At 65.4% G+C, this 24,893-nt stretch carries 20 protein-coding genes; 10 read left to right on the plus strand and 10 right to left on the minus strand.

Going from position 1 to position 24,893, the window contains the following annotated elements:
• Positions 1 to 594: 594 nt before the first annotated feature.
• The 9 genes from rpmH to ACIBI6_RS29385 all read left to right on the plus strand — a co-directional run bounded on the left by rpmH (position 595) and on the right by ACIBI6_RS29385 (position 8,431).
• On the plus strand, positions 595 to 738 hold the full coding sequence (gene rpmH, locus ACIBI6_RS29345) for a 50S ribosomal protein L34 (RefSeq protein ID WP_083898281.1): 144 nt from the start codon (positions 595 to 597) through the stop codon (positions 736 to 738).
• A 21-nt stretch (positions 739 to 759) separates the two neighbouring features.
• Complete coding sequence (rnpA, locus tag ACIBI6_RS29350) at positions 760 to 1,191, plus strand: ribonuclease P protein component (protein ID WP_364350762.1); 432 nt, start codon at positions 760 to 762, stop codon at positions 1,189 to 1,191.
• Positions 1,188 to 1,541 carry a membrane protein insertion efficiency factor YidD gene (gene yidD / locus ACIBI6_RS29355; RefSeq protein WP_396958504.1) on the plus strand — a complete coding sequence of 118 codons (354 nt, stop codon included), beginning with the start codon at positions 1,188 to 1,190 and terminating at the stop codon, positions 1,539 to 1,541. Before rnpA ends, yidD begins: the two co-directional genes overlap by 4 nt.
• Positions 1,542 to 1,545: 4 nt before the next feature.
• Positions 1,546 to 2,640 (plus strand): membrane protein insertase YidC, encoded by a 1,095-nt coding sequence (gene yidC / locus ACIBI6_RS29360; RefSeq protein ID WP_364350756.1) that lies wholly within the window; start codon positions 1,546 to 1,548, stop codon positions 2,638 to 2,640.
• A 146-nt stretch (positions 2,641 to 2,786) separates the two neighbouring features.
• Entirely contained in the window at positions 2,787 to 3,305 is a 519-nt protein-coding gene (locus tag ACIBI6_RS29365) for a protein jag (RefSeq protein ID WP_364351115.1), read from the plus strand.
• 119 nt (positions 3,306 to 3,424) lie between these two features.
• A complete protein-coding gene (gene rsmG / locus ACIBI6_RS29370) occupies positions 3,425 to 4,153 on the plus strand; it encodes a 16S rRNA (guanine(527)-N(7))-methyltransferase RsmG (RefSeq protein WP_364350753.1) in 729 nt (242 codons plus the stop codon).
• 1,246 nt (positions 4,154 to 5,399) lie between these two features.
• Entirely contained in the window at positions 5,400 to 6,353 is a 954-nt protein-coding gene (locus ACIBI6_RS29375) for a ParA family protein (protein ID WP_396958531.1), read from the plus strand.
• Between the two features lie 25 nt (positions 6,354 to 6,378).
• Positions 6,379 to 7,407, plus strand: a complete 1,029-nt coding sequence (locus tag ACIBI6_RS29380) for a ParB/RepB/Spo0J family partition protein (protein ID WP_396958506.1) — start codon at positions 6,379 to 6,381, stop codon at positions 7,405 to 7,407.
• Positions 7,408 to 7,699: 292 nt separating this feature from the next.
• Positions 7,700 to 8,431: a GNAT family N-acetyltransferase gene (locus ACIBI6_RS29385; RefSeq protein WP_364351112.1), complete on the plus strand. Its 732-nt coding sequence runs from the start codon at positions 7,700 to 7,702 to the stop codon at positions 8,429 to 8,431.
• Between the two features lie 98 nt (positions 8,432 to 8,529).
• Here the strand turns inward: ACIBI6_RS29385 and ACIBI6_RS29390 are convergent, their stop codons facing one another.
• The 8 genes from ACIBI6_RS29390 to ACIBI6_RS29425 all read right to left on the minus strand — a co-directional run bounded on the left by ACIBI6_RS29390 (position 8,530) and on the right by ACIBI6_RS29425 (position 21,168).
• A complete protein-coding gene (locus ACIBI6_RS29390; protein ID WP_364350744.1) occupies positions 8,530 to 9,726 on the minus strand; it encodes an N-acetylmuramoyl-L-alanine amidase in 1,197 nt (398 codons plus the stop codon).
• Between the two features lie 173 nt (positions 9,727 to 9,899).
• Complete coding sequence (gene trxA / locus ACIBI6_RS29395; protein WP_062981517.1) at positions 9,900 to 10,226, minus strand: thioredoxin; 327 nt, start codon at positions 10,224 to 10,226, stop codon at positions 9,900 to 9,902.
• A 107-nt stretch (positions 10,227 to 10,333) separates the two neighbouring features.
• Positions 10,334 to 11,320: a thioredoxin-disulfide reductase gene (trxB, locus tag ACIBI6_RS29400; protein ID WP_364350740.1), complete on the minus strand. Its 987-nt coding sequence runs from the start codon at positions 11,318 to 11,320 to the stop codon at positions 10,334 to 10,336.
• A 108-nt stretch (positions 11,321 to 11,428) separates the two neighbouring features.
• Positions 11,429 to 12,244, minus strand: a complete 816-nt coding sequence (locus ACIBI6_RS29405; protein WP_396958509.1) for a hypothetical protein — start codon at positions 12,242 to 12,244, stop codon at positions 11,429 to 11,431.
• Positions 12,245 to 12,340: 96 nt separating this feature from the next.
• Positions 12,341 to 12,874 carry an RNA polymerase sigma factor SigM gene (gene sigM, locus ACIBI6_RS29410; protein WP_396958532.1) on the minus strand — a complete coding sequence of 178 codons (534 nt, stop codon included), beginning with the start codon at positions 12,872 to 12,874 and terminating at the stop codon, positions 12,341 to 12,343.
• Between the two features lie 452 nt (positions 12,875 to 13,326).
• Entirely contained in the window at positions 13,327 to 17,178 is a 3,852-nt protein-coding gene (locus tag ACIBI6_RS29415; protein ID WP_364350734.1) for a lipid II flippase MurJ, read from the minus strand.
• A gap of 781 nt (positions 17,179 to 17,959) precedes the next feature.
• Complete coding sequence (locus tag ACIBI6_RS29420; RefSeq protein WP_396958511.1) at positions 17,960 to 20,635, minus strand: DUF6049 family protein; 2,676 nt, start codon at positions 20,633 to 20,635, stop codon at positions 17,960 to 17,962.
• Entirely contained in the window at positions 20,632 to 21,168 is a 537-nt protein-coding gene (locus ACIBI6_RS29425; protein ID WP_062981726.1) for an NUDIX hydrolase, read from the minus strand. The genes ACIBI6_RS29420 and ACIBI6_RS29425 overlap by 4 nt, the downstream gene beginning before the upstream one ends.
• Before the next feature lie 372 nt (positions 21,169 to 21,540).
• Here ACIBI6_RS29425 and ACIBI6_RS29430 point away from each other — a divergent pair, with 372 nt between their 5' ends.
• Positions 21,541 to 23,001, plus strand: coding sequence for a CCA tRNA nucleotidyltransferase (locus ACIBI6_RS29430; protein ID WP_364350726.1), 1,461 nt, complete (start codon positions 21,541 to 21,543; stop codon positions 22,999 to 23,001).
• Between the two features lie 18 nt (positions 23,002 to 23,019).
• Here the strand turns inward: ACIBI6_RS29430 and ACIBI6_RS29435 are convergent, their stop codons facing one another.
• Positions 23,020 to 23,835 carry a hypothetical protein gene (locus ACIBI6_RS29435; RefSeq protein ID WP_396958512.1) on the minus strand — a complete coding sequence of 272 codons (816 nt, stop codon included), beginning with the start codon at positions 23,833 to 23,835 and terminating at the stop codon, positions 23,020 to 23,022.
• 124 nt (positions 23,836 to 23,959) lie between these two features.
• Positions 23,960 to 24,880, minus strand: a complete 921-nt coding sequence (locus ACIBI6_RS29440; RefSeq protein ID WP_364350720.1) for an NAD(P)-dependent oxidoreductase — start codon at positions 24,878 to 24,880, stop codon at positions 23,960 to 23,962.
• Between the last annotated feature and the right edge of the window lie 13 nt (positions 24,881 to 24,893).

Below are 24,893 nucleotides of genomic sequence, written 5' to 3' on the forward strand. Positions count from 1 at the left end.
ATAGGAGCAGACGGTCGGAGCCTGCGGAGTATCGGCCATGGATGAGCCGATGTTTGTGATCCCGCGTACGTCCGTAACCGGTTCGGACGCTGCCCGGGTCCCCCATCCGGGCGGCGGCGTGGCACCGTCGGCCCTACGAATATGCCACTCCAGGGGTCTTTCCACACAATTATCCACAGATGTGGAGAACCCTGGGGAAATGTGAAACGAGGTTGCGCTCCGCCGCTATACGACCTGGACCTGCGGTTCTGCAGCAATCTTCTGGCTACGCGCCTTAGCTGGTGCGACGGCCGACGGCTAGGGGTGTGGACGAACTCACGGTTATACCCAGGATGCGTGACTCAGTGGAGCCGTTCCGAGCAGACCATGCGACGGGTGGGCCGAGTTTGACCCGCACTTTGCCGATCAGTACCCTCGTACAGTCACCCCTTGGTGCGGTGGCGGTCCTGTGCTGACCGTGGCAGGTCGTATCGACCTCGTGCGCCAGGACCGACGCGCATCGATGATGACCACCTCGCGATTCATCGCGCAAAGACGTATCACCGACAAACTTTGGGCGCCGAACGGTGCCCACCTACTCGAGGAGTGTTGACCGTGGCCAAGGGCAAGCGGACGTTCCAGCCGAACAACCGTCGTCGGGCGCGGGTCCACGGCTTCCGTCTCCGGATGCGCACCCGCGCTGGTCGCGCCATCGTTTCCGCGCGTCGCGGCAAGGGCCGCAAGTCCCTTACTGCCTGATCCTCGCTCTCGGACGCTCGGGTGTTGCCTGAGCCGTATCGGTTGCATCATCGTGCCGACTTCTCCCGGACGGTGCGCCGCGGCCAGCGAATCGGGAGGCGAGATCTGGTCGTACACGTGCTCGTGCACGGGTATGACGGAAGCATGGGCGCGAGTGGACGACGAAGCGATGCGGCAGGGGCCGGATCGTTGGTCCGCGTGGGCGGTCCGCGGTTCGGATTGATTGTCAGCAAGGCGGTGGGCAACGCGGTGATACGACACCGCGTCGCCCGCCGCCTGCGTCATATGTGCGGTCAGGTGATCGCCGAGCTACCCGCCGATGCCGATATCGTGATCCGCGCATTGCCCGGCGCCGCGACCACCGACTCGACAGAGTTGCTCCGTCAGCTGCGCGGCGCGCTGCGCAAGCTCGATATCGTCGGTCCATCGGCTACCGTGGCCGGTGCGGGATGAGTGCGCGCTCCACCGTTGCTCGGCTACCCGCGAACACGGTGATCTTCCTGATCGAGCTCTACCGGACGTATGTCTCCCCCATGCGCCTGCCGGTGTGCCGTTTCACCCCGACCTGTAGCGAGTACGCGGTGACCGCGTTACGCACTCGCGGCCTGTTCTTCGGCCTCGGATTGACGGTCGTGCGATTGGCGAAATGCGCACCCTGGCACCCTGGTGGGTGGGATCCCGTTCCGGAGCGAAAAAAACGCGAACGGAACGAGTCAGCCGCCGACCAGCAGGCCTCGGCGCCACACGCTTGTAAAGGATCACCGCGCGCGGTGATCGGCGATACGAACGACGGGAGTGCATAGAGCCGTGCTCGACTTCATTTATTATCCGGTGTCCTGGATCCTCTGGTTCTGGCATCGGGTCTTCGGGTTCGCGTTCGGCGCGGACAACGGTCTCACCTGGGCACTGGCCGTGGTGTTCCTGGTGTTCACGCTGCGCCTGGTGCTATACAAGCCGTTCGTCAAGCAGGTGCGCACCACCAAGCAGATGCAGGAGCTCCAGCCCCAGATCAAGGAGCTGCAGAAGAAGTACAAGAACGATCGCCAGAAGATGGCGACCGAGATGCAGAAGCTGCAGAAGGATCACGGCTTCAACCCGTTGATGGGCTGCCTGCCGATTCTGGCGCAGGTGCCGGTCTTCCTCGGTCTGTTCCATGTGTTGCGCTCGTTCAACCGCACCGGCACCGGCATCGGCCAGCTCAGCATGTCGGCCTACGACAATGCGCACACGCCGAACTACGTCTTCAGCGCCACCGATGTCCAGTCCTTCCTGAGCGCGCGTATCTTCGGCGCCCCGATCTCGGCCTACATCACCAGCCCACCGAGCCAGCTGCAGGCCTTCGCCGATTACGGCGGTGTGCCGACCAAGCTGAGCATCGCGCTGGTCTCCATCCCGCTGATGGTGATCGCCGGCCTGGCGACGCACTTCAACGCGCGCGCCTCGGTTGCCCGGCAGAGTCCGGAGGCTGCGGCCAATCCGCAGTCGGCCATGATGAACAAGCTCGCGCTGTGGGTGTTCCCGCTCGGCGTGCTGGTCGGTGGTCCCTTCCTGCCGATCGCCATCCTGCTCTACTGGGTCTCCAATAACATCTGGACCTACGGACAGCAGCACCTCGTCTTCGGCCGCATGGCGAAGGAAGAGGAAGTCAAGAAGCAGCAGAAGCTGGAGCAGCGCGCGCAGAACGCGCCGAAGCCCGGTGCGAAGCCGGTCAATGTCAAGAAGAAGCAGTCACCCGCCGATGAGACACCCGTCGATGCGAATGCCGATGCCGTGGATACGGTCGACGCGGCACCGTCGACGAACGGCACCGCGAAGTCCCCGACCAAGGCGGGACAGCGGCGCTCGGGCGGACAGAAGCGACCGGGCAATCGCGGGCGACCCAATCAGAAGCGACGGCGCTGACACATCGCGAGCCTGTGGGATCTCTGAGCAACCCTGTTCGCGTTCTCCGATCGGCGCCGGTCGCCGGTCGCGCGCGATGAGCAGATGAAGGAAATCAAATGACTGTTGAAACCGACGGAGGGGACGCCACTGTGGCGACGACGACGATGGTGAACGGCGAAGCCGATGCGGGGGCCGAATCCACCGAGGCCGCGAACGATGCTGAGGAAGCTCTCATCGAAGAGGGGGAAATCGCGGGCGACTATCTTGAGCAGTTGCTCGATGTGCTCGACTTCGATGGCGATATCGATCTCGATGTCGAGGGCGACCGTGCCGTGGTGAGTATCGATGGCGGCCGCGATCTCTCGAAGCTGGTCGGCCGTAACGGCGAGGTCCTCGATGCACTGCAGGAGCTGACCCGACTGGCCGTGCAGCAGACGACCGGGGTGCGCAGTCGGCTCATGCTCGATGTGGCGGGCTGGCGTGCCAAGCGTCGCTCGGAGTTGAGTGCGCTTGGCACCGCCGCCGCGCAGCGGGTGCTGGAATCCGGTAAGCCGGAGCCGTTGGCGCCGATGACTCCGTTCGAGCGGAAGATCGTGCATGACGCGGTCGCCGCCGTCGACGGTGTCGGCAGCGAGAGCGAGGGTGTTGAGCCGAATCGGCACGTCGTCGTGGTGCCTGCCTGAATCGCGCTCTGTGATTGGATTAGGGCCTCCGGTCTTCGGACCGGAGGCCCTCTTCATGTCTCGGATGCTCTCCCCTCCCCCGGCCCCATCGCCGCACTGATCGACTCGAGTTCGGAAGGATGTTTCACGTGGAACGAGATCTCGGTGGCATCACCGCGTTGCCGAATGAGCTGGAGCCCCCGGCCGCGGCCGCGGTGGTTTTCGGAGACCGGCTGGATCTCGCGCGTCGGTACTGTGCCGCCCTCGCCGCCGCCGGTGTCGAGCGCGGACTGATCGGTCCCCGCGAGGTGCCGAGGCTATGGGATCGGCACATTCTCAACTGTGCGGTGGTCGGGGAGTTGATGGCGGAGGGCGCCACGGTTGTCGATATCGGCAGCGGCGCCGGATTACCCGGAATCCCCTTGGCGATCGCACGCCCGGATCTCCGGATCACCTTGGTGGAGCCGCTCTTGCGGCGCACCATCTTTCTGAGCGAATTCATCGAGTCGGCCGGACTCGATGTGACCGTGGTGCGCGGTCGGGCGGAGCAGTCGGGTGTGACGAAGGAAGCGGGCGGCGCCGATGTGGTGACCTCCCGCGCGGTCGCTCCGCTGGCGAAGCTAGCGCAGTGGTCGCTCCCCCTGTTGCGCGATCATGGACGGATGCTCGCGCTGAAGGGAGTCAGCGCGGCCGAAGAACTCGAGCGCGACGGTGAGGCATTGGCTAAGGCGGGTGCCGGAAATGCGACCGTGCTGGAGTGTGGCGCCGGACTCGTCTCCACCCCCACTCTGGTGATCAGTGCCGAGCGGCTGCCGCGCGCCGAGCGTCCCTCCCGTCGGGGCGGCAGGTCGACGCGGAAGTCGAAGTAGCACTATCCGATTCGCGGCAATGTTTCATGTGAAACGGCGTGCCTGGGCGCCGATGCTGTCGTAGCCGCGACACCAAACTTCACGTGACGATTCGAACCTGGTGCCATTGGATGGGGAAACCGATGATCCCCATTGCGCGAGGCTCATTCGCCACGAGAGCGACGGGCATGGCAAACCTGCTTCCGCCCCGAGTTCCCCTCGGATAGCGCTGCCGACGCTGAGGCGCATCGGCTGTAACGCCGGAATCTCCGGAAACCCATTGGAATTGCGCGCCCGGATCATTCTGTAATGCGGCGCCGGACGCGTCTCGATCCCCAACGTTTCATGTGAAACCGAAGTTCGAGTCGGTCCGGTGCTTGGTGTTTCATGTGAAGCCGGGCCGCGGTGTCGGACTGTAGCTTCGTGCTTCATGTGAAGCCGAACTCGGGCGTTGGTCCGAAGCTTCGTGTTTCATCCGAAGCCGAGCCGCAGTGTCGGACTGGAGGTTCGCGTTTCATATGAAACCGACGTTCGAGTCAGTCAGTCCGGTGCTTCGTGTTTCACATGAAACTGAACTCGGGCGTTGGTCCGAAGCTTCGTGTTTCATGTGAAGCCAAACCGCTGGGCCTGTCCGGAGGTTCGTGTTCATGTGAAGCCAAACCGCGGTGTCGGTCGCGTGCTTCATGTTTCATCCGAAGCGGAACCGCAGTGTCGGACTGGAGGTTCGTGTTTCATGTGAAGCCGACGTTCGAGTCAGTCGGTCCGGTGCTTCGTGTTTGATATGAAGCCGAGCCGCGGTGTCGGAGCTTCATGTTTCATGTGAAACCGAACGCCGGGGTTGATCCGGAGCTTCGTGTTTCATGTGAAGCGAGCTGCGGTGTCGGTCCGGAGCTTCGTGTTTCATGTGAAACAGCGAGTCGGGTGCGTCAATCTTGTTCGCAACGACATGATTCGGTCCAGATTCGCGTGTCCTTTGCGCATTGCCGCGATTCAGCTTTCTTATCGCGCTGACTGCTGGCAAGCTAGTGAACGTCGGGCGTGAGCGTTGGTGCCACGGAGGATGTGGGTGTCGCAGCGGCGGGAGCTCCGCTCGGTCGATCGGGCGCCGCGGTCCCGATTGAGCATCAAGTTCGATCCGACACAGCTAGTGATGACACGGCGCCGAATTCGGTCGGGCGCACGTGATCTGAGGTTCTCGCGTTAGGAGCTGTCTATGTCGAGCGGTCCGGCGAATGTTTCACGGGAAACAACGTCGCGCGTGCCGGGGATGCTGGACTCCAGCACCTTGGATGCGGAGGCATTCGGAAGCACACCGTTCGGGCACATCTCCCCCAGTGAGACCCCGATAGCGGCCGAAGCCCAACGTGCAAGCCAGATATTGCATCCAGGAAAGGTGACAGTGCCGAAACCGCACGAGCAACGGATCATCACCATCGCCAATCAGAAGGGTGGCGTCGGGAAGACGACAACTGCCGTGAATCTTGCGGCCGCCCTGGCGCATACCGGGATGACGGTTCTCGTGATCGACCTCGATCCCCAGGGCAATGCCAGCACCGCCCTGGGCATCGAACATCACTCGGGTGTCCCGTCGAGTTATGAACTCCTCATCGGCGAGGTGTCGGTGCGGGAGGCGATTCAGCAGAGTCCGCACAGCGAGCGCCTGTTGTGCATTCCGGCGACCATTGATCTGGCCGGTGCCGAGATCGAATTGGTTTCCATGGTGGCCAGGGAGGGGCGACTCAAGGCCGCCATCCAGGAGGCCAATATCGCCGGCTACGACATCGATTACGTGATGATCGACTGCCCGCCGTCACTCGGCCTGCTCACCGTCAACGCGCTCGTCGCCGCCAGGGAGGTGCTGATCCCGATCCAGTGCGAGTACTACGCGCTGGAGGGTGTCGGACAGCTGCTCCGCAATATCGGTCTGGTGCAGGCGCATCTGAATCCCGAACTACATGTCTCGACGGTGATTCTCACGATGTACGACGGCCGGACCAAGTTGGCCGATCAGGTCGCCGAGGAGGTGCGCGGGCACTTCGGCGATGTGGTGCTGAAGTCGGTCATCCCCCGCAGTGTGAAGGTCTCCGAGGCGCCGGGCTATGGCATGACGGTACTCGATTATGATCCAGGCTCCCGGGGTGCGATGAGTTATCTGGACGCCGGTCGCGAAATGGCCGCGCGCACGGCGATTCGGCCGGGTGCGGCGGAACGCGCGCAGTGACGAACGAGGAAAGGGTCGGTAGCCGATGACTCAGGCGAAGAAGGGCGGGCTAGGCCGCGGACTTGCCGCGTTGATTCCGACGGGGCCGGCGGCCACACCGGGACTCGGTGCCACACCCGGACTCGGCAGTGCCGCCGCCAATGTCGTCATCGGTGTCGACCCGATCGGACCGCAACCGGCCTCCGCCTTCCTGCATCGGGTCCCCGACCCCAGCGATGAGCAGCTGTCGGATGGCGGTGCGACCTACCGCGAAATCCCGCCCGAGCAGATCGAACCGAATCCCAAGCAGCCGCGCCACGTCTTCGAGGAAGAGGCGCTCGCCGAACTGGTGCACTCCATCAAGGAATTCGGCCTGATGCAGCCCATCGTGGTGCGTCGGCTCGAGCCGGGGGTGGACAAGTATCAGATCGTCATGGGCGAGCGTCGTTGGCGCGCTTGCCAGGAGGCCGGGCTGGCGGCGATTCCGGCTATTGTCCGGGAGACCGCGGACGACGCGATGCTGCGGGACGCCCTCTTGGAGAACATCCACCGGGTGCAGCTGAACCCGCTCGAAGAGGCGGCAGCCTATCAGCAGCTGCTCGAGGAGTTCGATGTCACCCATGAGGAATTGGCCGCCCGAATCGGTCGATCCCGACCGGTAGTGACGAATATGATTCGCCTGTTGAAACTGCCGATCCCGGTGCAGCGCCGGGTTGCGGCCGGCGTACTTTCCGCCGGACACGCTCGTGCGCTGCTCGGTCTCGAGGCAGGCGCCGATGCCCAAGAGGTACTCGCCGCCCGCATCGTTGCCGAGGGATTGTCGGTCCGGGCCACCGAGGAAGCCGTCACCCTGGCGAACCGGGATCCGGATAAGGCCGCTCCCCCTGCATCCCGACGCAAGCCGATTCATATGCCGGGTTTGCAGGATGTGGCCGAGCGGCTGTCGGAATCCTTCGACACTCGCGTCACCGTGAGCCTCGGCAAGCGGAAGGGCAAGATCGTCGTCGAATTCGGTTCGGTCGAAGACCTCGAACGCATCGTGGGCATGATGGAGCAGCAGCAGCTCGGTAAGTGACAGAAGTGGCAAAAATGGCCGCGTGTTTCCGGTAGGCAGGGTGTTCGGCGTCGAAACGTCACTGTGACGGCGCAGAAAATCGGCCTACGGAGCGGCTCCTTACCAACATCACAGCGGCGTGAACGACGGGCCCGGAGGCGGTAGCTTGCGTAACCACGCAGGGCCCCGGAAACGCCGCAATCAAACACTGCGACGTGGAATGAGGCGGGTTCGCTTTGATCGCATATTCTTGCTGGCGAGTGAATGCAGCGTGAGTGTGGATGAATCGGATAGCTGGAGGCTGAGCAAAGCGGTGTCGACCAGCGTCACAGCACTAACCCTCGGCGGGCTCGACAAGTTACCCGCGCATGCGCGGCGTTGCGTGTTCTGGGAGATCGATCCGGCCGTGGCCGCGACCTCCCGTGAGTTCAGCGATCCGGTCTTCGAGAAGGAGGCTTGGCTGTCCACGGTCATGCTGGAGTGGGGTTCGTGCGGTCAGGTCGCGAACGTGGACGGCAATATCGCGGGGTGTGCGCTGTATTCGCCACCGAGCGCGGTCCCCCGTGCCGGCCTCTTCCCCACATCGCCGGTCAGCCCGGATGCGGTCCTGCTGACCACGCTGCGGGCCGAATTCCCGTATCAGGATGCCGACATAGCCCAACGCCTCATGACGGCTGTGGTGGCCGATCTGGTGCGTCGTGGTGTACGTGCGTTGGAGGCCTTCGGGATTCGCACCGATCCCCCGGCGACCGCGATGTCGGATCGTTCGCTCGGCTCGATGCGGCTGATGGAGCGGATCGGGTCACCGGTCCGGGACGCGGCCTCGGCCGGTAAGGCGACCGAATGTTCGCCGGCGACCTGCATGATCGAGGCCGACTTCCTGGAGGACGTGGGCTTCGAAGTGGTGGCGCCGCATCATCGTTTCCCCCGGCTGCGTTTGGAGCTCGACTCCGATCATGGCTGGAAGGAAGATGTCGAGCGCGCGCTCGATCAGCTGCTCGCCGCCGCCTCCCTGACGGTCCCGTTCCGCGTTGGAGCACCCTGAGGCTCCGGACCAATAACAGTGCGCCCCTGCCGACGGTTTCGGCTGGGGCGCACTCGTATCGGAAGTATTTGTAATCTATTGAGTCAGAGGGTAATTCACTACATCCGGTCGGCGGCGGCCAGTTCCTCCGCGAGCAATTCGGCGAAAGTGTATGTGCCTGTTGGCTGATCGTCCTGGCCGAGCAGATACAGCCGCTTCACCGAGATGAGGATGGCCTCGGCGATCACATCGCGCACCCGCGGGTTGGCGAGTATCGTCGCGTCGTATTCATTTGTGAGATAACCGATATCGACCTGGACGGTCGGCATCTTGGTGAGCCGCAATAGATCCCAGGTGCGCGCGTGAGTTCGGCAGTCCTGCAAAGAGGTTCGCGCGACCACCTCCCGCTGGATGAAGCCGGCGAGCACCTGGCCGATCATCGATACCGAACCGTGCGAATTGCCGAAGTGGAAGCTCGCGACACCGTTGGCGGACGGGCTCGGATTCGTCGCACAGCGCAGCGAGATCATCAGATCGGCGTCGAAGGCATTGGAGGTATCGGCGCGCTCGGCATCGGTCGGATTGGCCCCCCACGGCCGCGACAGGAAGGTTTCCATGCCGGTGGCGGCCATCCGGCCCTCCAGCCTGCTGGCCAGATCCCAGAGGATCTCCGACTCGTAGACATCGCCGTATTCCGTAGGCACTGCGAAGCCCTTATCGGGGCCGCCGAGGCCGGGATCGATGACGATGCGCTTACCGGTCAACTGCGGCCCAGCCCGGTGCACGACCTCTTCCTCGGCGATCCGATGCGGATTACCGCCGGTGACGCGCGCCCCGAGCAACTCCAGCGAACGCAGCGTATCCGGACCGCAGATGCCGTCCGCCGCCAAGCCGATCTCCCGCTGGAATGCGGTGAGCGCCTCATGAGTGTGCGGGCCGAAGTAACCGTCGACGCGGTGCACATAGAAACCGAGGTCCTGTAGCCGACGCTGCAGGGTTGCCACATCGTCGCCGTAGAGCGGCGCCGAGAGCTGGTAGATCAACGTGCGGGCACCCAGGCGATATGAGGCTTCCTTCAGCGCGCGGTAGGTGGCCGGCCCGACAACGCCGTCTACCAGCAGGCCGCGGTGCTGTTGGAAGGCGCGAACCGCCGAGTCGAGCTGGCGATCGAACGAAGCGTCGGTGTCCATCCAGTACTCTCGCGCATCAGTGTGATCTGTCGCGGCGGAGTGCGTATGCAGAAACCCGAGACTTGCCAGGGTGCTCCGAACCTCGGCGACGGCTGGACCGGTATCGCCGTGACGAAGTCGGTGCATGCGTGAGAGCCCTTTCCTTCCGTCAACCCGGGTACCCACTCATGCGATGGCTCACACCCTCGCACGACCGGAGGTCGGTCGATTGTCTCAGACCCGGACCGGATTACAGCAATTCCCGGCGTCCAGGCATCCTACGGCGCGTCGTCGATTGACGGCGTTGTTTGACGAATACGTCAGATGATGCCGTCGAGTTCACGCAGCAGGGCGGCTTTGCCCTTTGCTCCGACAATCTGCTTAACCGGCTTACCACCGGAGAACAGCATCATAGTCGGCAGCGAGAGGATCTGATAATCGCGGGCGACGCCCGGATTGGCATCCACATCCACCTTGGCCACGGTCAGCTTATCCGCGTGCGTGCCCGCGATCTCCTCCAGCACCGGGGCGACCATCTTGCACGGACCGCACCAGTCGGCCCAGAAGTCGACGAGTACCGGCTTCTCACTGAGCAGCACATCGTCGGCGAAGGACGCGTCGGTCACGGTGACCGTATTTTCGGACATGGGTATCTCCTTTGTTGAATTGCGGCGCTCCGGGGCCCTCCGTGGTCACGCAAGCTTCCGCCTCCGGGCCCGTCGCTCACGCCGCGGGTAGTGCAAAAATGATGAGATCAGTTGGCGGGCACGGCAACCGAGTTGCCTGCGTGATCCAGGGTGTTCGAGGTGATGTCACCCTGTTCGGCCAGCCAGCGCTCGGCGTCGATCGCGGCGCGGCAGCCGGTACCGGCGGCGGTGATGGCCTGGCGGTAGGTGTGGTCGACCAGATCGCCCGCGGCGAAGACACCGGGCACCTTGGTCGCGGTCGAGGGGTGCAGCACCTGCACGTAGCCCTCGTCGTCCAACTCCACCTGATCCTTGACCAGCTCGCTGCGCGGGTCGTGGCCGATCGCCACGAACAGGCCGGTCGCGGCCAGCTCGGAGGTCTCGCCGGTGCGGGTATCGCGCAAGGTCAGACTGGCCACGCTGGTATCGCCGTTGACAGCGGCGACCTCGGCATTGAGTACGAACTTGATCTTCTCGTTGGCCTTGGCGCGCTCCAGCATGATGCGCGAGGCGCGGAATTCCTCGCGGCGGTGCACGATGGTGACGCTGCTGGCGAACTTGGTGAGGAAGGTCGCCTCCTCCATCGCGGAGTCGCCCCCGCCGACCACGACGATGTCCTGGCCCTTGAAGAAGAAGCCGTCGCAGGTGGCGCAGGCGCTGACACCGCGGCCGAGCAGCTTCTGCTCACCCGGGACGTTCAGGTAGCGCGCGGCCGAGCCCATGGCGAGGATTACGGCGTAGGCCTGGTGGGTCTCATCGCCGACGGTGACCGTCTTGATCGGACCGCTCAGGTCAATGGCGTCCACATCCTCGGTCCGGATATCGGCACCGAACCGCTTGGCCTGTTCGCGCATCTCCTCCATCAGATCCGGGCCCATGATGCCCGCGCGGAAGCCGGGGAAGTTTTCGACCTCGGTGGTGGTCATCAGTGCGCCACCGAACTGGGTGCCCTCGAACAGCAGGGGCTGGAGTTCGGCGCGGGCTGCGTAGACGGCGGCGGTGTAGCCGGCGGGTCCGGAGCCGACGATGATCAAGTCGCGAACTGCGTTGCTCATGTGACCCTTCCGAGGGAGATTCATTAGACGTGTCGGTCAACAACAGGGTAAACGGTGTTGTTCCCGACGTGATGTGGGACAACCGCACGACGTGACCTCGCCCACTCGCTAACCGATATCGGTGCGGGCCAGCTGCTGCGGATCGTCGGCGCCGCAACCGATTCCGACGACCAACGCGGTGATCTTGTGTGGGCGGGGGCCGGTGAGCAGGATCAGCACGGCATCCTTGCCCTGGAAGGTGGTGTTGGTCGAACCGAGCACGGTGCGATCCAGGCCGTTGGCGTGGACGCACCGATTCAGGGCCGCCGGGGTGCCGAGTGCGCCGGTGACGTCATTGCGACCGAGGACACTGAGTGCGACGGTGGCGTCGAGTTCGTCACCGAGTTGGACATTGCTGATGGTCGGTTGGGCGCTGGGCGTCACCTCGTGCCCGCGTAGCGCGTCCATTACGACCGCGACGCAGGCCACGACAGCGATTACGGCGGCCGCGGCGGCGAGCCAGCGGAGGTTGCGGGTGCGGCGTTGCGTCAGCGGGATGGGCGCCTTGTACTCGGAATCCTTTGCGTCATCGGCGGATTCGGGCCACACCGCAGCTGATGGTTCCGGCCGTGTGGCGGCCGATGGCAGCCGATGGACGGTTGCGACCTGCTCGATGGGCCCCTGCGCCGCATCGAGGCCTTCGACGAAATCCTCCAGCCGGGCTGCGATATCGGCGGGCATGGCGTGGATGACGCGCTCGTCCCGGCCGAGCGCGCGCAATTCGGCACTGACATCGTCGAGCGAGTTCAGGAACCGAAGCGCGTCCGGATCATTGCGGACCACCGGCCACAGTTGCTCACTGAGCTCCGGCGCCACATTGTCGGCGTGTAGATCGGCGAGCAGTTCGGGTGAGAACGGAGGCTGCGGAACGGGTCGGCTCGCCATCGCACCTCCGGGTTCTCGAATAGATGCCCGCCCGCACGGCGCGGGCACTGCCTGTACATCGTCTGGTAGTCCGTCACTATTAATGACGCATCTCAGCTACTTCCGGTTCCGCGGATCACGCAGAAATTCCAAACGTTCTTGGAGCCGCTGCCGGCCCCGCGCGCATCGGCTCTTGATGGTGCCCTCCGGAACGCCGAGCAGCGCCGCCGTCTCGGCGACACTACGCCCCTCGAGTTCCACCGCGACAAGCGCCGCCCGCTGCTCCTCCGGCAGCGTGAACAGGGCGCGGTCGACGACGAGTGACATTTCCAGTTCGGCGATATCGTCGCGGGTGTCCTTCGGTTCCGGCATGGTCTCCGGCGACAGCGATACCGCGCGGCGAGTCTTATTGCGCCGGATCCGGTCCAGGCAGGCATTCACCACGATGGCGTGCAACCAGCTGCGCACCTCGGCCTCCGCGCGGAATTTGGCGGCGGTGCGGTGTGCCGAGAGCAGGGCGTCCTGCAGCGAATCGGCGGCGTCCTCGCGGGTGTAGGAGGTGCGCAGGGCGGTCTGCCAGAGGTGGTCGTTATGGCGGCGCAGCAGTTCGGCGAAGGCATGCCGCTGACCGCGCACATGGGCTTGCAGCAATTCGACGTCGGTGAGCTCGTCGGGAACGAACGAACGCTCGCGGAACGCAACAGGCCGCGACTTCCCTCCGGGGGAATCCTCGTTCAGTTCGGACGGCAAAACCAACCCCTTGGACAGCTCTCACGGCGATGACGGACACGGGCGACCGCCATCGAAATTTCGCAGCATCCAGGATCGAACAACCAGAACCCGGGGAGCTCCCCCTGCTGTGAGAGCGCGGCTAGATCATATCGTTAGTAAAGAATTGGCAGCAACCAGACCAGTGCGGGCTGAATTGTGCGGTATGCCCGGGGAAATCGACACCTGCGGGCGGGATGCGAGACGCGACAACTGGTTTCGCGAGACATGGGTAACTCGTCGGGTACGCCCAAAAGTCGATGGGCACTCGACGCAGGACCTGAAGGCGGCCCTAGCGGAACTTACTGGTATGGCCTGAGTATTCGGGGAGGCGGTCAAGCAGCGGCGTCGAAGCGGAGATCGGCGATCGAGGTCTGGAACTGGCCACCGGAGTTGCCGAGTCCGGTGATCCATACGAGCACATAGCGGGCGGCCTGATCGCCGCGGACCGGGATTTCGGTGATGCCGTTCTCTAGTCGTGCCGAACCGATCAGCTGGGTCTGGTCCAGCGTCGGCGAGGCCGTCGGCGAGGTGCGGATCTCGACCGAGGTGCCCGCACTGGGCGACTCGATCGAGACGCTGGTCAGCTTTGCCGGACTCGGCAGGGTGGCCAGCAGCCCGACGCCCTTCTTGAGCGCCGGGAACTGCTGAAAGTACTGATCGGTGCGCCAGACGGTGCCCGGATCGTGATCGAGCACCGCACCGGTACCGCCGACATTGTCGGGCGTGCCCTCCGGGGAGAAGACCGACACACTCGTCACCGGAACCGGTACCCCGCCCGCGGCCGTCCCCGTCGTACCACCGGAGGTCGGCGCGGGCGCGGGTGAACTGTTCGTGGTGAGGCCGATATTGCGCTGCTCGTTGAGCGGCGCGTCCGAGGCAGTCGGTGCGAAGACACTGACCATCCACCAGATGATGATGCCGACCACCAGCGCGGCCAGGATGCCGAGCCCGACCATGATCCACATCATCCGCTGCGAGCGTTCCCGTTCGGCCGCAAGCAATTCCGGATCGGCGAGCGATTCTTCGGCGCCGCTCGGCGGACGCTGCCCGAGGCGCAGCACCGGAATGAAATCGGTCTTCTGGTCGACCACCGAGGCCTGTTCGAGCACATGCTGCACGGTCGCCGCGGTGCGCACACCCTTATTCGATTCCAGCGAACGGACCGCGACCGCCGAAATCTCGAACGGCACCTCGGGCCGGATCTGCCGTGGCTCGACGGGGGTGCCGTCGGAACCGAAATCGGCCAGCCGCAACCCGCCGACCGTCGCGGCGGTACCGGTCATACCACCGGCGCGGATCGGCCATCGCGCGGTGATCAGCGCGTAGAGCATGGCGCCGAGGCCGCGCACATCCGATTGCGCGTCGGAATCGGACAACGTGCCGGGGAAAGCGAGTACCGCGTCACCGGTGGCGCTGATCCGGACCCGGTCCGGATGGTCGATGGACAGCGAACCACCGCCGCGATGCGCCAACTCGGCGGCCGAGGCCAGTGCCCGGATGGCACGGGCGGCACCGATGGGAGACGGCACCGTCTCGGCCATTTCGCGCAGCGATCGGCCCGGCGTCCATTCGGCCACCACGATGCCGCCGGAACTGCCACGCACCACGTCCAGTACGCGAGCCAGGCCCGGCGAGTTGATCCGGCCCAACCGCAGCGTGCGCGACAGTATGGCCTGCGGACCGTCGTGACCGGAGTTGTCGGTGGCCTTTTGATCGGCGTCGACGAAGGTGAGCGCGACCTCGCGGTCGAGCTTGATATCGAGCGCCTGCCAGAACTTGAGTCCGCGGGATCCGCCGTGACTCGCGAGCAGCCGGTAGCGGCCGCCCGCTACGGAAGCGCCCGGAATCAGCTTGGGTCCGCGCTGCGTTCTTCGGCCGGTGTCGTCCATCGGCGGTAGTTGCGGCGGGATCGGGATCATCCCGGTGTCGTACATCGGATCGCGCTGCGGGGCCTCCCGCGGTTGCTCGCCGGGTCCGGACGCCGAATCGTGCTCCGGCGGACCGTTATCGGCACTCTGATTCGCGTATGCGGGATCGGAGGCCTCCCCGGCGGGCGGAACATCTGTGGAGAGCCCGCCTGCCTTGGTCGCAGCAGATTCGGCGGCTGGGACGCCGCCCAGCGCCGCGTCGTCGCTCACCCTCGTTCCTCCTTCGCCCTGATATGTCGAAGTTCCGGCGAACTCGCCACTTGTGCTTCTCTGCCGAACAGGGTACGGGAACTCACCCATACCGGTGCTGTCAACGGTATGAGCTCGGATCACGGGTAGCACCATGGTCTGGGCATCCATGTACGGGTCGAAACCAGGGTATGCCACATACGGCTCGGGCCGCCGGAATACCTGTGTCGCGTACTCGTCCTCGACCGGGCCCTCGAGATCGAGATCCGGGGCGGGCGGGGTGAAGCCGAGACGCCGGGAGATCGCGACGGTGATCGCGACGATCTCCGGAATACCGGCCAGGCGCATCAGCCCGAAGGCGACCGCGAACATCACGATGGCCGAGACGATGACCCGGATCAGCGAGCCGGGTCCGCCGGAGAGGCGGTCGAGTCCGAGCACCTTGTCCACGATGAGCATGACCGCGCCGCCCGCGATCGAGGACAGCAGGACGCGGCTCACCGTGCGTCCGACATTGACCATGCGTAGATCGCCGAGGCTCTGGTGCAGCAGATAGCCGCCGATCACGGCACCGGCCAGGAAGCCGAGTCCGGTCGCGACACCGAGGATGATCACGACCTGATCGCTGCTGCTCGCCAACACCGGTGCCAGCGCCGAGAACAGGATCTTGATCGTGGTGATGCCGAGGATGATCCATGTCGGCGTCCAAGCCTGCTCCCTGGCGTAGAAGACGCGCAGATGGATCAGCACCAAGGAATACGGAATCAGTGCGAAGGCCGACCAGCTCACGGCCTCACCGAGGCGTGCGGCGTCGCCGGAGAACCGTGCGTAACCGAACAGGGCCTCACCGACCTGCGGTCCGGCCAGCGTCAAGAAGGTGACCACCGGAACGAGGGCGATCATCGTCAAGCGGGTCGCGACGGACAGATCGTCGACGACGGCGGGGGTGTCATCGGCGGCGGCATTGCGGCTCAGCCGCGGCATGATCGCGGTGAGCAGCGTGACACCGAGCACGCCGTAAGGCAGTTGGAGCAGCAGCCAAGCATTGGTATAGATCGCCGGGCCCGCCTCATCGGCTGCCGAGGCGATGTGGTTCGAGACGATCAGACCGATCTGGCTGATCACCACGTACAGGATGATGGCCGAACCCATCTTGCCGAACTGCTTGAGCCGCGCGTCGACACCCCACAGCGGACGCAGATCGATCTGATTGCGCTTGATCGCGGGCAGCAGGCTCAGCGCCTGGGTGGCCACACCGAGGGTGATGCCACCGCCGAGGACCAGCAGTTTCGGATCGCTCATCCGGACCGGATCCAGCGTGATCTCGCCCGGAGTGAGGGCATAGAGACCGAGCACGACCAGCACGACGAGGTTGTTCAGCACCGGCGCCCAGGCCCCGGGTTTGAAGTTCTGGCGGGTATTGAGGATCGCCGTGAACAGCGCCGACATGCCGTAGAACAGGATGGCGGGCACCAACAGATAGGTCAGCGCCGTGGTCAGTTCGGTGTTGACCTTGCCGTCCGAGGAGACGAAGACTCTGGTCGCAAGCAGCGGCGTGGCCGCCGCGGCGAAGAGGGTGGCCGCGGCGAGCACCGCGAAGGCGGCGGTCACCAGCCTGCGGACGAACGCGACGCCGCCGTCGTCGTCCTCTTGTTCGGCGCGCACCAGCGTCGGCACCACCATCGCGGTCAAGACCGCGCCGAGGACGAGCTCGGTGATCATATTGGGGATGAGATTGGCCGAGGTGTAGGCACTCGCGACGGCCGGCCCGAGCGCGGTCAGCAGCAGCAGCTGTTTGCCGAAGCCGGTGACGCGACTGATCAGGGTGGCGAGCGCGATGGATCCGGAGTCGCGCAGCAGGCGCGAACTCGCGTTCTGTTTGGCTTCGGTGGCGACCGGCCCCGATGCGGGTGCGGCGGGCCATTCCTGGGTGCGCGGCCTCGCAGCTTCCCGAGGTGCGGGACGATGCTGTTGTTCAACCGGTTGCCGCCGTTCGACCGGCGGCTGATGCTCTACCGGTCGCTGTCGTTCGACCAGGGGCTGTCGTTCGACCGGGGTCTGCCGCATGACCGGGGGCTGTGGCGGCGGTGTCTGATAGCTCGGTCGCGGCGCCTGATAGTTCGGCGGCGGCGCGAAACGCTGAGGCGGCATCCGCGGTGCACCCGGTGGTCCAGGTACTGGCTGTCCGGGCGGCATCGGTTGACCTTGCGGCATCGGACGTGGCCGGGCCGGGCCGGGCTGTTGCGGCGGCGCCGGGTATTGCCGCTGACCCGGATGCGGCTGCTGACTCGGATGCGGGCGGGGTTCGGGATACTGCTGCGGTTCCGGATATTGCGGTGTACGGGGTACCGGCCGCTGCTGCGGCCGAGGTTGCCTGGGCAATGCGCCGGACGGCGGTGCCATCGGTCCGGTGGGTGGCTGCGGGACGCGCGGTGCCGGGCGGGGTGGCGGCACCGGTCGCTGCGGCTGACCGGGACGACTCACCTGGGGTACGCGCGGCGAATCGCCGAAATGTTCATCGGGAGTCATCTGCGCGTCCTCCGGTTCCGCCGGTGGCTGCGCCAGGGGCCGTTCCCAGGGTGCCGAGGGCGCCCGGCGGGCCGGGGGTCCGTCGGGGCGATCAACAGGTGGTTGCCGATGAGCGGATAGATCATCGTCGCTCATCGTGCCTCCTGCGCCATGCCATCCCCCGCCGCCGGGCCGAATGACGCCCAGGGTGTTACGCGATTGTCCTCCACGATGCCATGCGCGGTGCGGGGTCGGCACCGATCGGCGGCAACCGACTGCCTACCGGTCGGTCGAATGAGCACAGCGACGACAGCCGAGCATGAGCGAGGTGTCCTCGTCCTCATCCCGCCTCCTGCTGCTCCCGCTGTACACGCATGCGCGCCCGTCGGTACCTATTCACCCGGCGTCGAGTGCCCGGATCGAAACCCTCGTCGGCCGGATCCGGCTGTCCGCGGAACCGACGCCACAACCGGCGCCCGGCCAACAAGAACAGCAGTATTCCGGCACACGCCGTAATTATTGCCAAGGTCTGACCGTAAGCGTTCGAACGCACCGAGACCGAGGTGGGATTGCCGAGTGCGACGCCGTCGGACGTGGTAAGGGAGATCGGAATGACCAGGTTACGGCTATCGGTGACCTCGGTGGGGATCTGGAACGATCGGCTTCCGGTGGGGGGCAGCGTCTCCTCACCCGGATCGGTGATTTTCGTCTCCGTCGGCGCCTCGATCCGGAACCGGACCCGAATGGCGACCGGCAGATCGTTGCGTGCGACCAATAGCAATGGGCTCTGTTCGGAGGCCAAGGTGTACACCCCGCCGGGCGGCAGCACAGTGACCGAACCGTAGAGCCGGCCCAGCGTGCGTGTCGTCTGGTCGAGTCGGCGCTGGGCATAGGTGTCCGGCTGTGCGGAATCGCCGGAGCGCCGGTCCGAGAGGGTCATTACGCGCAGCAGATCGTCGCGCAGCGGGGTCAGATATTGGTTGGGCGTCGGCTCGTTCTCGGGCACCTCGACGAGCGAGCGCATGAGATCGGTGATCCGACGGCCCTGGTCGCGGACCGGGAACACGAAGCGCTCCGGTACTGCGTCATGGGCGGCCTGCGGCAGATAGTCGGGTTCGTGCGGCTGTGCGTCGGGCGATTCGGCGACCAGCTCGGCGAGCGTGCGCGGGGTCGCCAGGTTATTGCGCAGCAGCAGGTCGACCTGCTTCAGGATCGCGGTGGCCTCTTCCCGGTTCGCGCTCCACTGCTGCGGCGGCACCAGCAGCAAGGAGCGCGGGCGGTTCGGTTCCGGGTTCAGCGCGGACCAGGTGATGGCGCCGAGTGCGTCCTGCAGGCGGGCCATTCGGGAGTCGTTGGTGACGTCGTAGCGGACGCGTGCCGGAGTGAACGACGGCGTCGGTGGGTTGGAGCCGACGGCGGCGAGGGCCGTCGCGGACCAGATATCGAAGCTCGCCGCATGCAATGCCGGATCGGCGGGTGGATTGGCGGGCGGGGTCTGGGTGCTGGAAGGGGCGGCGCTGGTCGTGGGCGCGGATGTGGTCGGTGTCGCGCTGGTCTGCGGTTCCGGCGTGGGCTCCGGCGTGACGGAAACCGGGGCGATCTCGGCGAGCCGGACCACATCCGGCGTGCTCGTCTCCGGCAGCGGCTGAGTCGCGGTGGTCTGGTTGGCGGTGCTCTGATTACCGTTGCCGCCGCGTCCGGTGGTGATCGGCTCCGAATCCGTCGAGGCACCGGCGGTGCCGAGCGGGACGGCGGCGTTATCGGCCACTACGGCGGTTCCGAAACCGTGGCCGCGCAACAACATTCCCGCGCTCTCATCGATACTGCCGGAATCCGGCACGCTCACCCCGCGCACCGATTTGGTGGCCAGGATCGAATCGACGATATCGGCGGGATCGTTCAGCGCCCGGGTGGACAGTTCGGGATCGTCGACCGCGGCCAGTGCGGTGAGATCGACCTGCGCGAAGGGCAGCGCGACCGTACAGGTCGATGCGGCGACCGCGCGCAATCGGTCCAGCCAGGTCTGGGCCTGGTCGGCGCCGGTGCCCGCTCTGGTCGCACCGTCCGGATCGGACGGGCTGGCCAGTACGCGATACCCCTTGGTCATCACCTGCGCGGTGATCAGCAGATCGGGATCGATCGCGACGCAGACCGCCGAGTTCAGCGTGCGATCGCGACTGGCCGGATTGGTGCCGAGTACCGATTCCAAGGCCCCGAGCAATTGATCCAGCCGTCCGCCCTTGCCCAGCGATGCGGCCAGTTCGTCATCGGTGAGCTCGGCCTTTCCGTTGAGTGGGCCGGTGACACCGGCGACCAGCCGCGGGCGGTCGGCCAGCGGCCACAGCAGTGTCGTCGCCACCGGGGTATCGGGCGTGGCGGGCACCGGCGAGTTGATATCGACCGCGGGCGGCACGCCGAGCACCGGCAGCAGGAAACGCGCGTCGTCGAGGCGAGCCTGGGTGCCGTAGGCCGGTTCACCATTGACATTCAGCAGCAGCGGATAAACGCCGGGCTTGCTGATATCCAGCGCGAGCGCACCGCCGTTGGAGCGCAACGCGATGCTGATCGTGAACTGTTTGCGCTGGCCGGGACTCAATCGATCGGCGATATCTTCGAACGGACCGGTCACGTCGTAGTTGACCTGATCCAGGCGCAGCGTCGAGCGCAGCGCACTGGGTGTCGACACCGCGGCGGCCCGCTGGATGCGGACGCTGATGTCCTGCACCACCCGATCACCGATATTGGTGACGGTCCCCGCGACCGTCAACGTCGGATCGCTGGTGGTGGTCACCGCGGCCGGATTCACCGAATCCAGGGTCAGCTTCAGGAATTTCGGCGACGACGAACTATTCGGCGTCGTCGGCTGGGCGGCGGCGGGCTGGGCGAGCAATACCGGAACCGCCGGTGCCGAGCCGAGAATGGTCAGGACCGCAGCGATGATCCGGAACAGGCCCACCCGTCGCCCGACCACCACCCCCCACGGAATCGCTGCGCGATGCCGGAAAGTCTGGGTCATCTCTTGCCGGTCTCCATCCGGTCGATCATCCGATTCGCCACTTCGGCGAGGCGCCGCTCATCGGCATAGGCGAGCCGAGAATCCAATTCGCTCAACGGAACCCACGCCACCTGGGTGACCTCGACGTCAGCATCGGAGAGCTCACCACCGATGGAGCGCAGCAGATAATGATGCACGGTCTTGTGTACCCGGCGACCCTCGGTAACGAACCAGTAATCGATGCTGCCGAGTTCGGCGACCACTATCCCATTTATTCCGGTCTCCTCGGCGACTTCCCGGATCGCGGTCTGCTCGGGCGTCTCCCCCTCTTCGATATGTCCCTTGGGCAGCGACCACAGCAGTCTGCCACGCCGATCGGTCCGCCCGATCAACGCCGCACTGCGTTTATCGCTCGGCCCGTCCAACCCGTCGACCACGAGTCCACCCGCCGAGGTTTCCCGTACCGTGCGCATGCGAGGTTTCGCCGCATTGGCGGCCGAACCGCGGCGCCGGGGCTGGCGGCGTCGACTGTTCGCGCGATCGGCCGGAGACACCACGCAATCCTACTTTGCTGAATTGCCGCGCCTCCGGCGCCGCCAACTCCTCGGTCCCGTGGTGGTCACCGAAGTGCGGATCGTTCGGCGCCGGATGTACACAGCCTCAGCGGCCGAGACTCGCGCCTGCAGCACCCGCGCTTCGGCCACTCGATCGCGAGACGGGCCGCCAACTCCTCGCTCGTCGGACTCGCTCCGTTGGAGTTGTGTGGGTGCCGAGGTCGCGACCTGAGTGTTCGTGTCCGAGGAGGTGCTGGATGTTCGACGACTCGGTACCTCCACCCGCGCCGGATGCGTCTGGCCTTATATATCTGCGCGCTGCGTGGGTTGCGCTGGAATATCGGTTGTGCGGGCTCGGTAAGCTGCTGCTTCGTGGTTTCGCCCAAGTCCGAGGATGCAGCGTTGGATCGACGTACCCGATTGCTGGCCGCGGCCGCGGTCACGCTGGGACGGTTGTCCGAGGTGTTGACGCCGCTGGGCGAGTTGTTCGCCGCGCGCGGGTATGAGCTGTACCTGGTCGGGGGCAGTGTGCGCGATGCGGTGCTCGGGCGTTTGGGGACGGATCTGGATTTCACCACCGATGCCAGGCCCGAGCAGGTGCAGGAGTTGTTGCGCGGGTGGGCCGATCATCTGTGGGATACCGGCGGGTTGGCATTCGGCACGGTGAGTGCGTCGAAGGCCGATCAGCAGTTGGAGATCACCACCTTCCGCAGCGACACCTATGACCGGGTGTCGCGCAATCCCGAGGTCACTTTCGGTGATTCGCTCGAGGGTGATCTGGTGCGGCGCGATTTCACGGTCAATGCGATGGCGGTGAAGATCGGCGCCGATGGGTCGCTGGAATTCGTCGATCCACTCGGCGGGATGGACGCGCTGCTCGCCGGAATGCTGGATACGCCTGCGGCGCCGGAGGATTCGTTCCACGACGATCCGCTGCGGATGCTGCGGGCCGCGCGGTTCGTCGCGCAGCTCGGTTTCGAACTAGAGCCGCGGGTGCGGGCCGCGATCGCCGCCATGGCGGGTGAGCTCGAGCGGATCACCGCCGAGCGGGTGCGCACCGAACTGGATAAGCTCATCGCCTCCGCGCATCCGATCGACGGCATCAACATCATGTGCGAGACCGGCCTGGCCCAGTTGGTGCTGCCCGAGGTGCCCGCCATGAAGCTGGAGATCGACGAGCACCACCAGCACAAGGATGTCTACTGGCATTCGCTGACCGTGTTGCAGCAGGCCATCGACTTGGAGGAGGGCGATCCGGATCTGGTGCTGCGCTGGGCCGCGCTGCTGCACGATATCGGCAAGCCCGATACCAAGCGCAATGAACCGGGCGGCGGGGTCAGCTTCCATCACCACGAGGTGGTCGGCGCGAAAATGGTGCGCAAGCGATTGCGCGCGCTCAAGTACTCCAAGCAGTTCACCGAGGACGTGGCGCGACTGGTCTTCCTGCACTTGCGTTTCCACGGCTACGGCAAGGGACAGTGGACCGATTCGGCGGTGCGCCGCTACGTCACCGATGCCGCTGACCTGTTACCTCGGCTGCACAAACTGGTCCGCGCCGACTGCACCACCCGCAATAAGCGTCGCGCCGCCGCACTGCGCGCCACCTATGACGAGCTGGAGACGCGGATCGCCAGACTGCAGGAGCAGGAGGATCTGGATCGGGTGCGTCCGGACCTGGACGGCAACGCGATCATGGAACTGCTCGGCATTCCCGCCGGTCCCGAGGTCGGCAACGCGTGGCGATACCTGAAGGAATTGCGCCTGGATCGCGGACCGCTCACCAGGGATGAGGCCGAGGCCGCGCTGCTGGAATGGTGGAAAGCCCAGGTCTGAACGCAATCGCCACCTCGGTCAGAAGATGATCAGCGTGGTGCCCGCCACGATGGCCGAGCGGATCTGTGCCAGATCGAATGATCCGATGATCCCCGGCAGCTCCACGCGGAACCGGACCAGATCGCCCTCGCGGGTGGCGTGCACGATGCGCGCGTCATTCGGTAGCCGATCCAGCGGGATCGCCGGCGCGATTACCAGCTTTCGCGGGACTCGGATGCCCAACCAGTTCGCCCGGTGGATATCGACGGTCAGCAAGTTGTCGCGCACTTGCGCCTCCACCAGCGCGCTGATCGGGCGCCTTCGATGCTTCGCCCGGATCAATCCGCTCGCGTCGATGTCGAGTTTCCAATCGAGCTGCTGGGTATCGAGCCAGCCCACCAGCGCCGCGGTGGTGACGGTCCCGTTCAGATCCAGCTGCTGCACCCGCGCCTTCGTCGGCACGCCGGGCACCAGCCGAACGCCGTGCGCGATCACGGTGACCTGTTCGATCGGGTGATCGTCCCAGCGCAGCCGCGACAGCACTGTCTTGGTCTGGAAATGCGCGCCGCGTCGGCGCACCTTGAGCACCTGCAGGGTCGCGTGCAGATCGTGGCCGAGCAGGGTGGCGCTGACCTCCTGGCCGCCGAAACGGCTCAGAATGCCCTCGCTGAGCACCGTCATCAGTACGTCCGGCATGAGTGCGGTCACAGTGCCCGCGCCGAAATCGGCCAATGGATCCACCCAGGCAGTGGTGTAGGCGAGCCATTGTTCGAGCAGTGATTGATCGAAGAGGCGTTTACCCATGTCGACGGCCCGCATCGGTGACCATGACGTCGGATCGAAGTACGTGGCCATGATTGCTCCGAGCGTACTTGGCGTCGGCGCACCCGACCACGTTCGCGGCTGTGACGATGCGGGCAATTGTGCGTATCCACAGAATGACGCGCCTCGGCGGCTCGCGGCTCTACGCGCTGATCGGCTAGCCGTGCTGCGCGGCGGCCAAAGCGCGCATGCCATCGGCGCAGGACGGATAGCGCGGTGTCCAACCGAGCTCCGTCTTCGCCTTGGCGTTGGACACTCGCATACTGGCCTGCGTCATGCGGTAGGCGTACGACATGGGCCGCATCATCCAGGCCGGTACGGTCAATGGCTTTGGTGTGCCGAAGGTTTCGGCCACCAGCTTGACGTATGCACCAAAGCCGAGCGGGGTGTCGTCCACGATGTTGTATGCGGCACCGGGCTTTCCGCCTTCGACGGCCAGCGCCACCGCCGCACCCGCATCGGCCAGATCGACCCACGGCAGCACCCGTCCGTGATCGTTCACCGTCGGCAGCTGTCGCTTGCGCAGCATCTCGATAATGGCCTCTGTGCCGCCCGCGCCGTAGAACATGCCGTAGCGCAATGAGATCCCTTCGATCCCATCGGCATTCAGCATCAGCTCTTCCTTGACCCGCATGCCTTCGAGGTGGGGTTCCACTGCTTTGTCGCCGGTCGATGCGAAGGGGTCGTCCTCGGTGAGCACGTGATCGCCGAAATCGCCGTAGCCGTAACCGAGGACCACGGATTCGGCGATGACCCGCCGGGCACCGACGGCGCGCGCGGCCTCCAGCAGGTTGGCGGTGCCAGTGATCCGCAGCTCATTGGTCGCGTACATATCCTTGTGCCGCATGGGCGCCTTGCGCAGTGCCGTCGCCGCGTGCACCACGGTGTCGACGGTGCGGCCCTCGACCGCGCGCAGCAGTTGGTCGCGATTCATCAGATCGGCCTGGACATCGGCCCCGGCGCCGCGGGACAGCGAAATCACCGTGTAGCCGGACTGCCGGAGAGCGGTGGTGATGTGGGCGCCCAGCACTCCGCTCGCCCCGGCCAGCAATACGTTCTTGTTGTCGTTCATGGTCATCAGACAGCTGACC

Origin of the sequence: Nocardia sp. NPDC050412, from assembly GCF_044458825.1 — a bacterium.
Lineage (GTDB): Bacteria > Actinomycetota > Actinomycetes > Mycobacteriales > Mycobacteriaceae > Nocardia.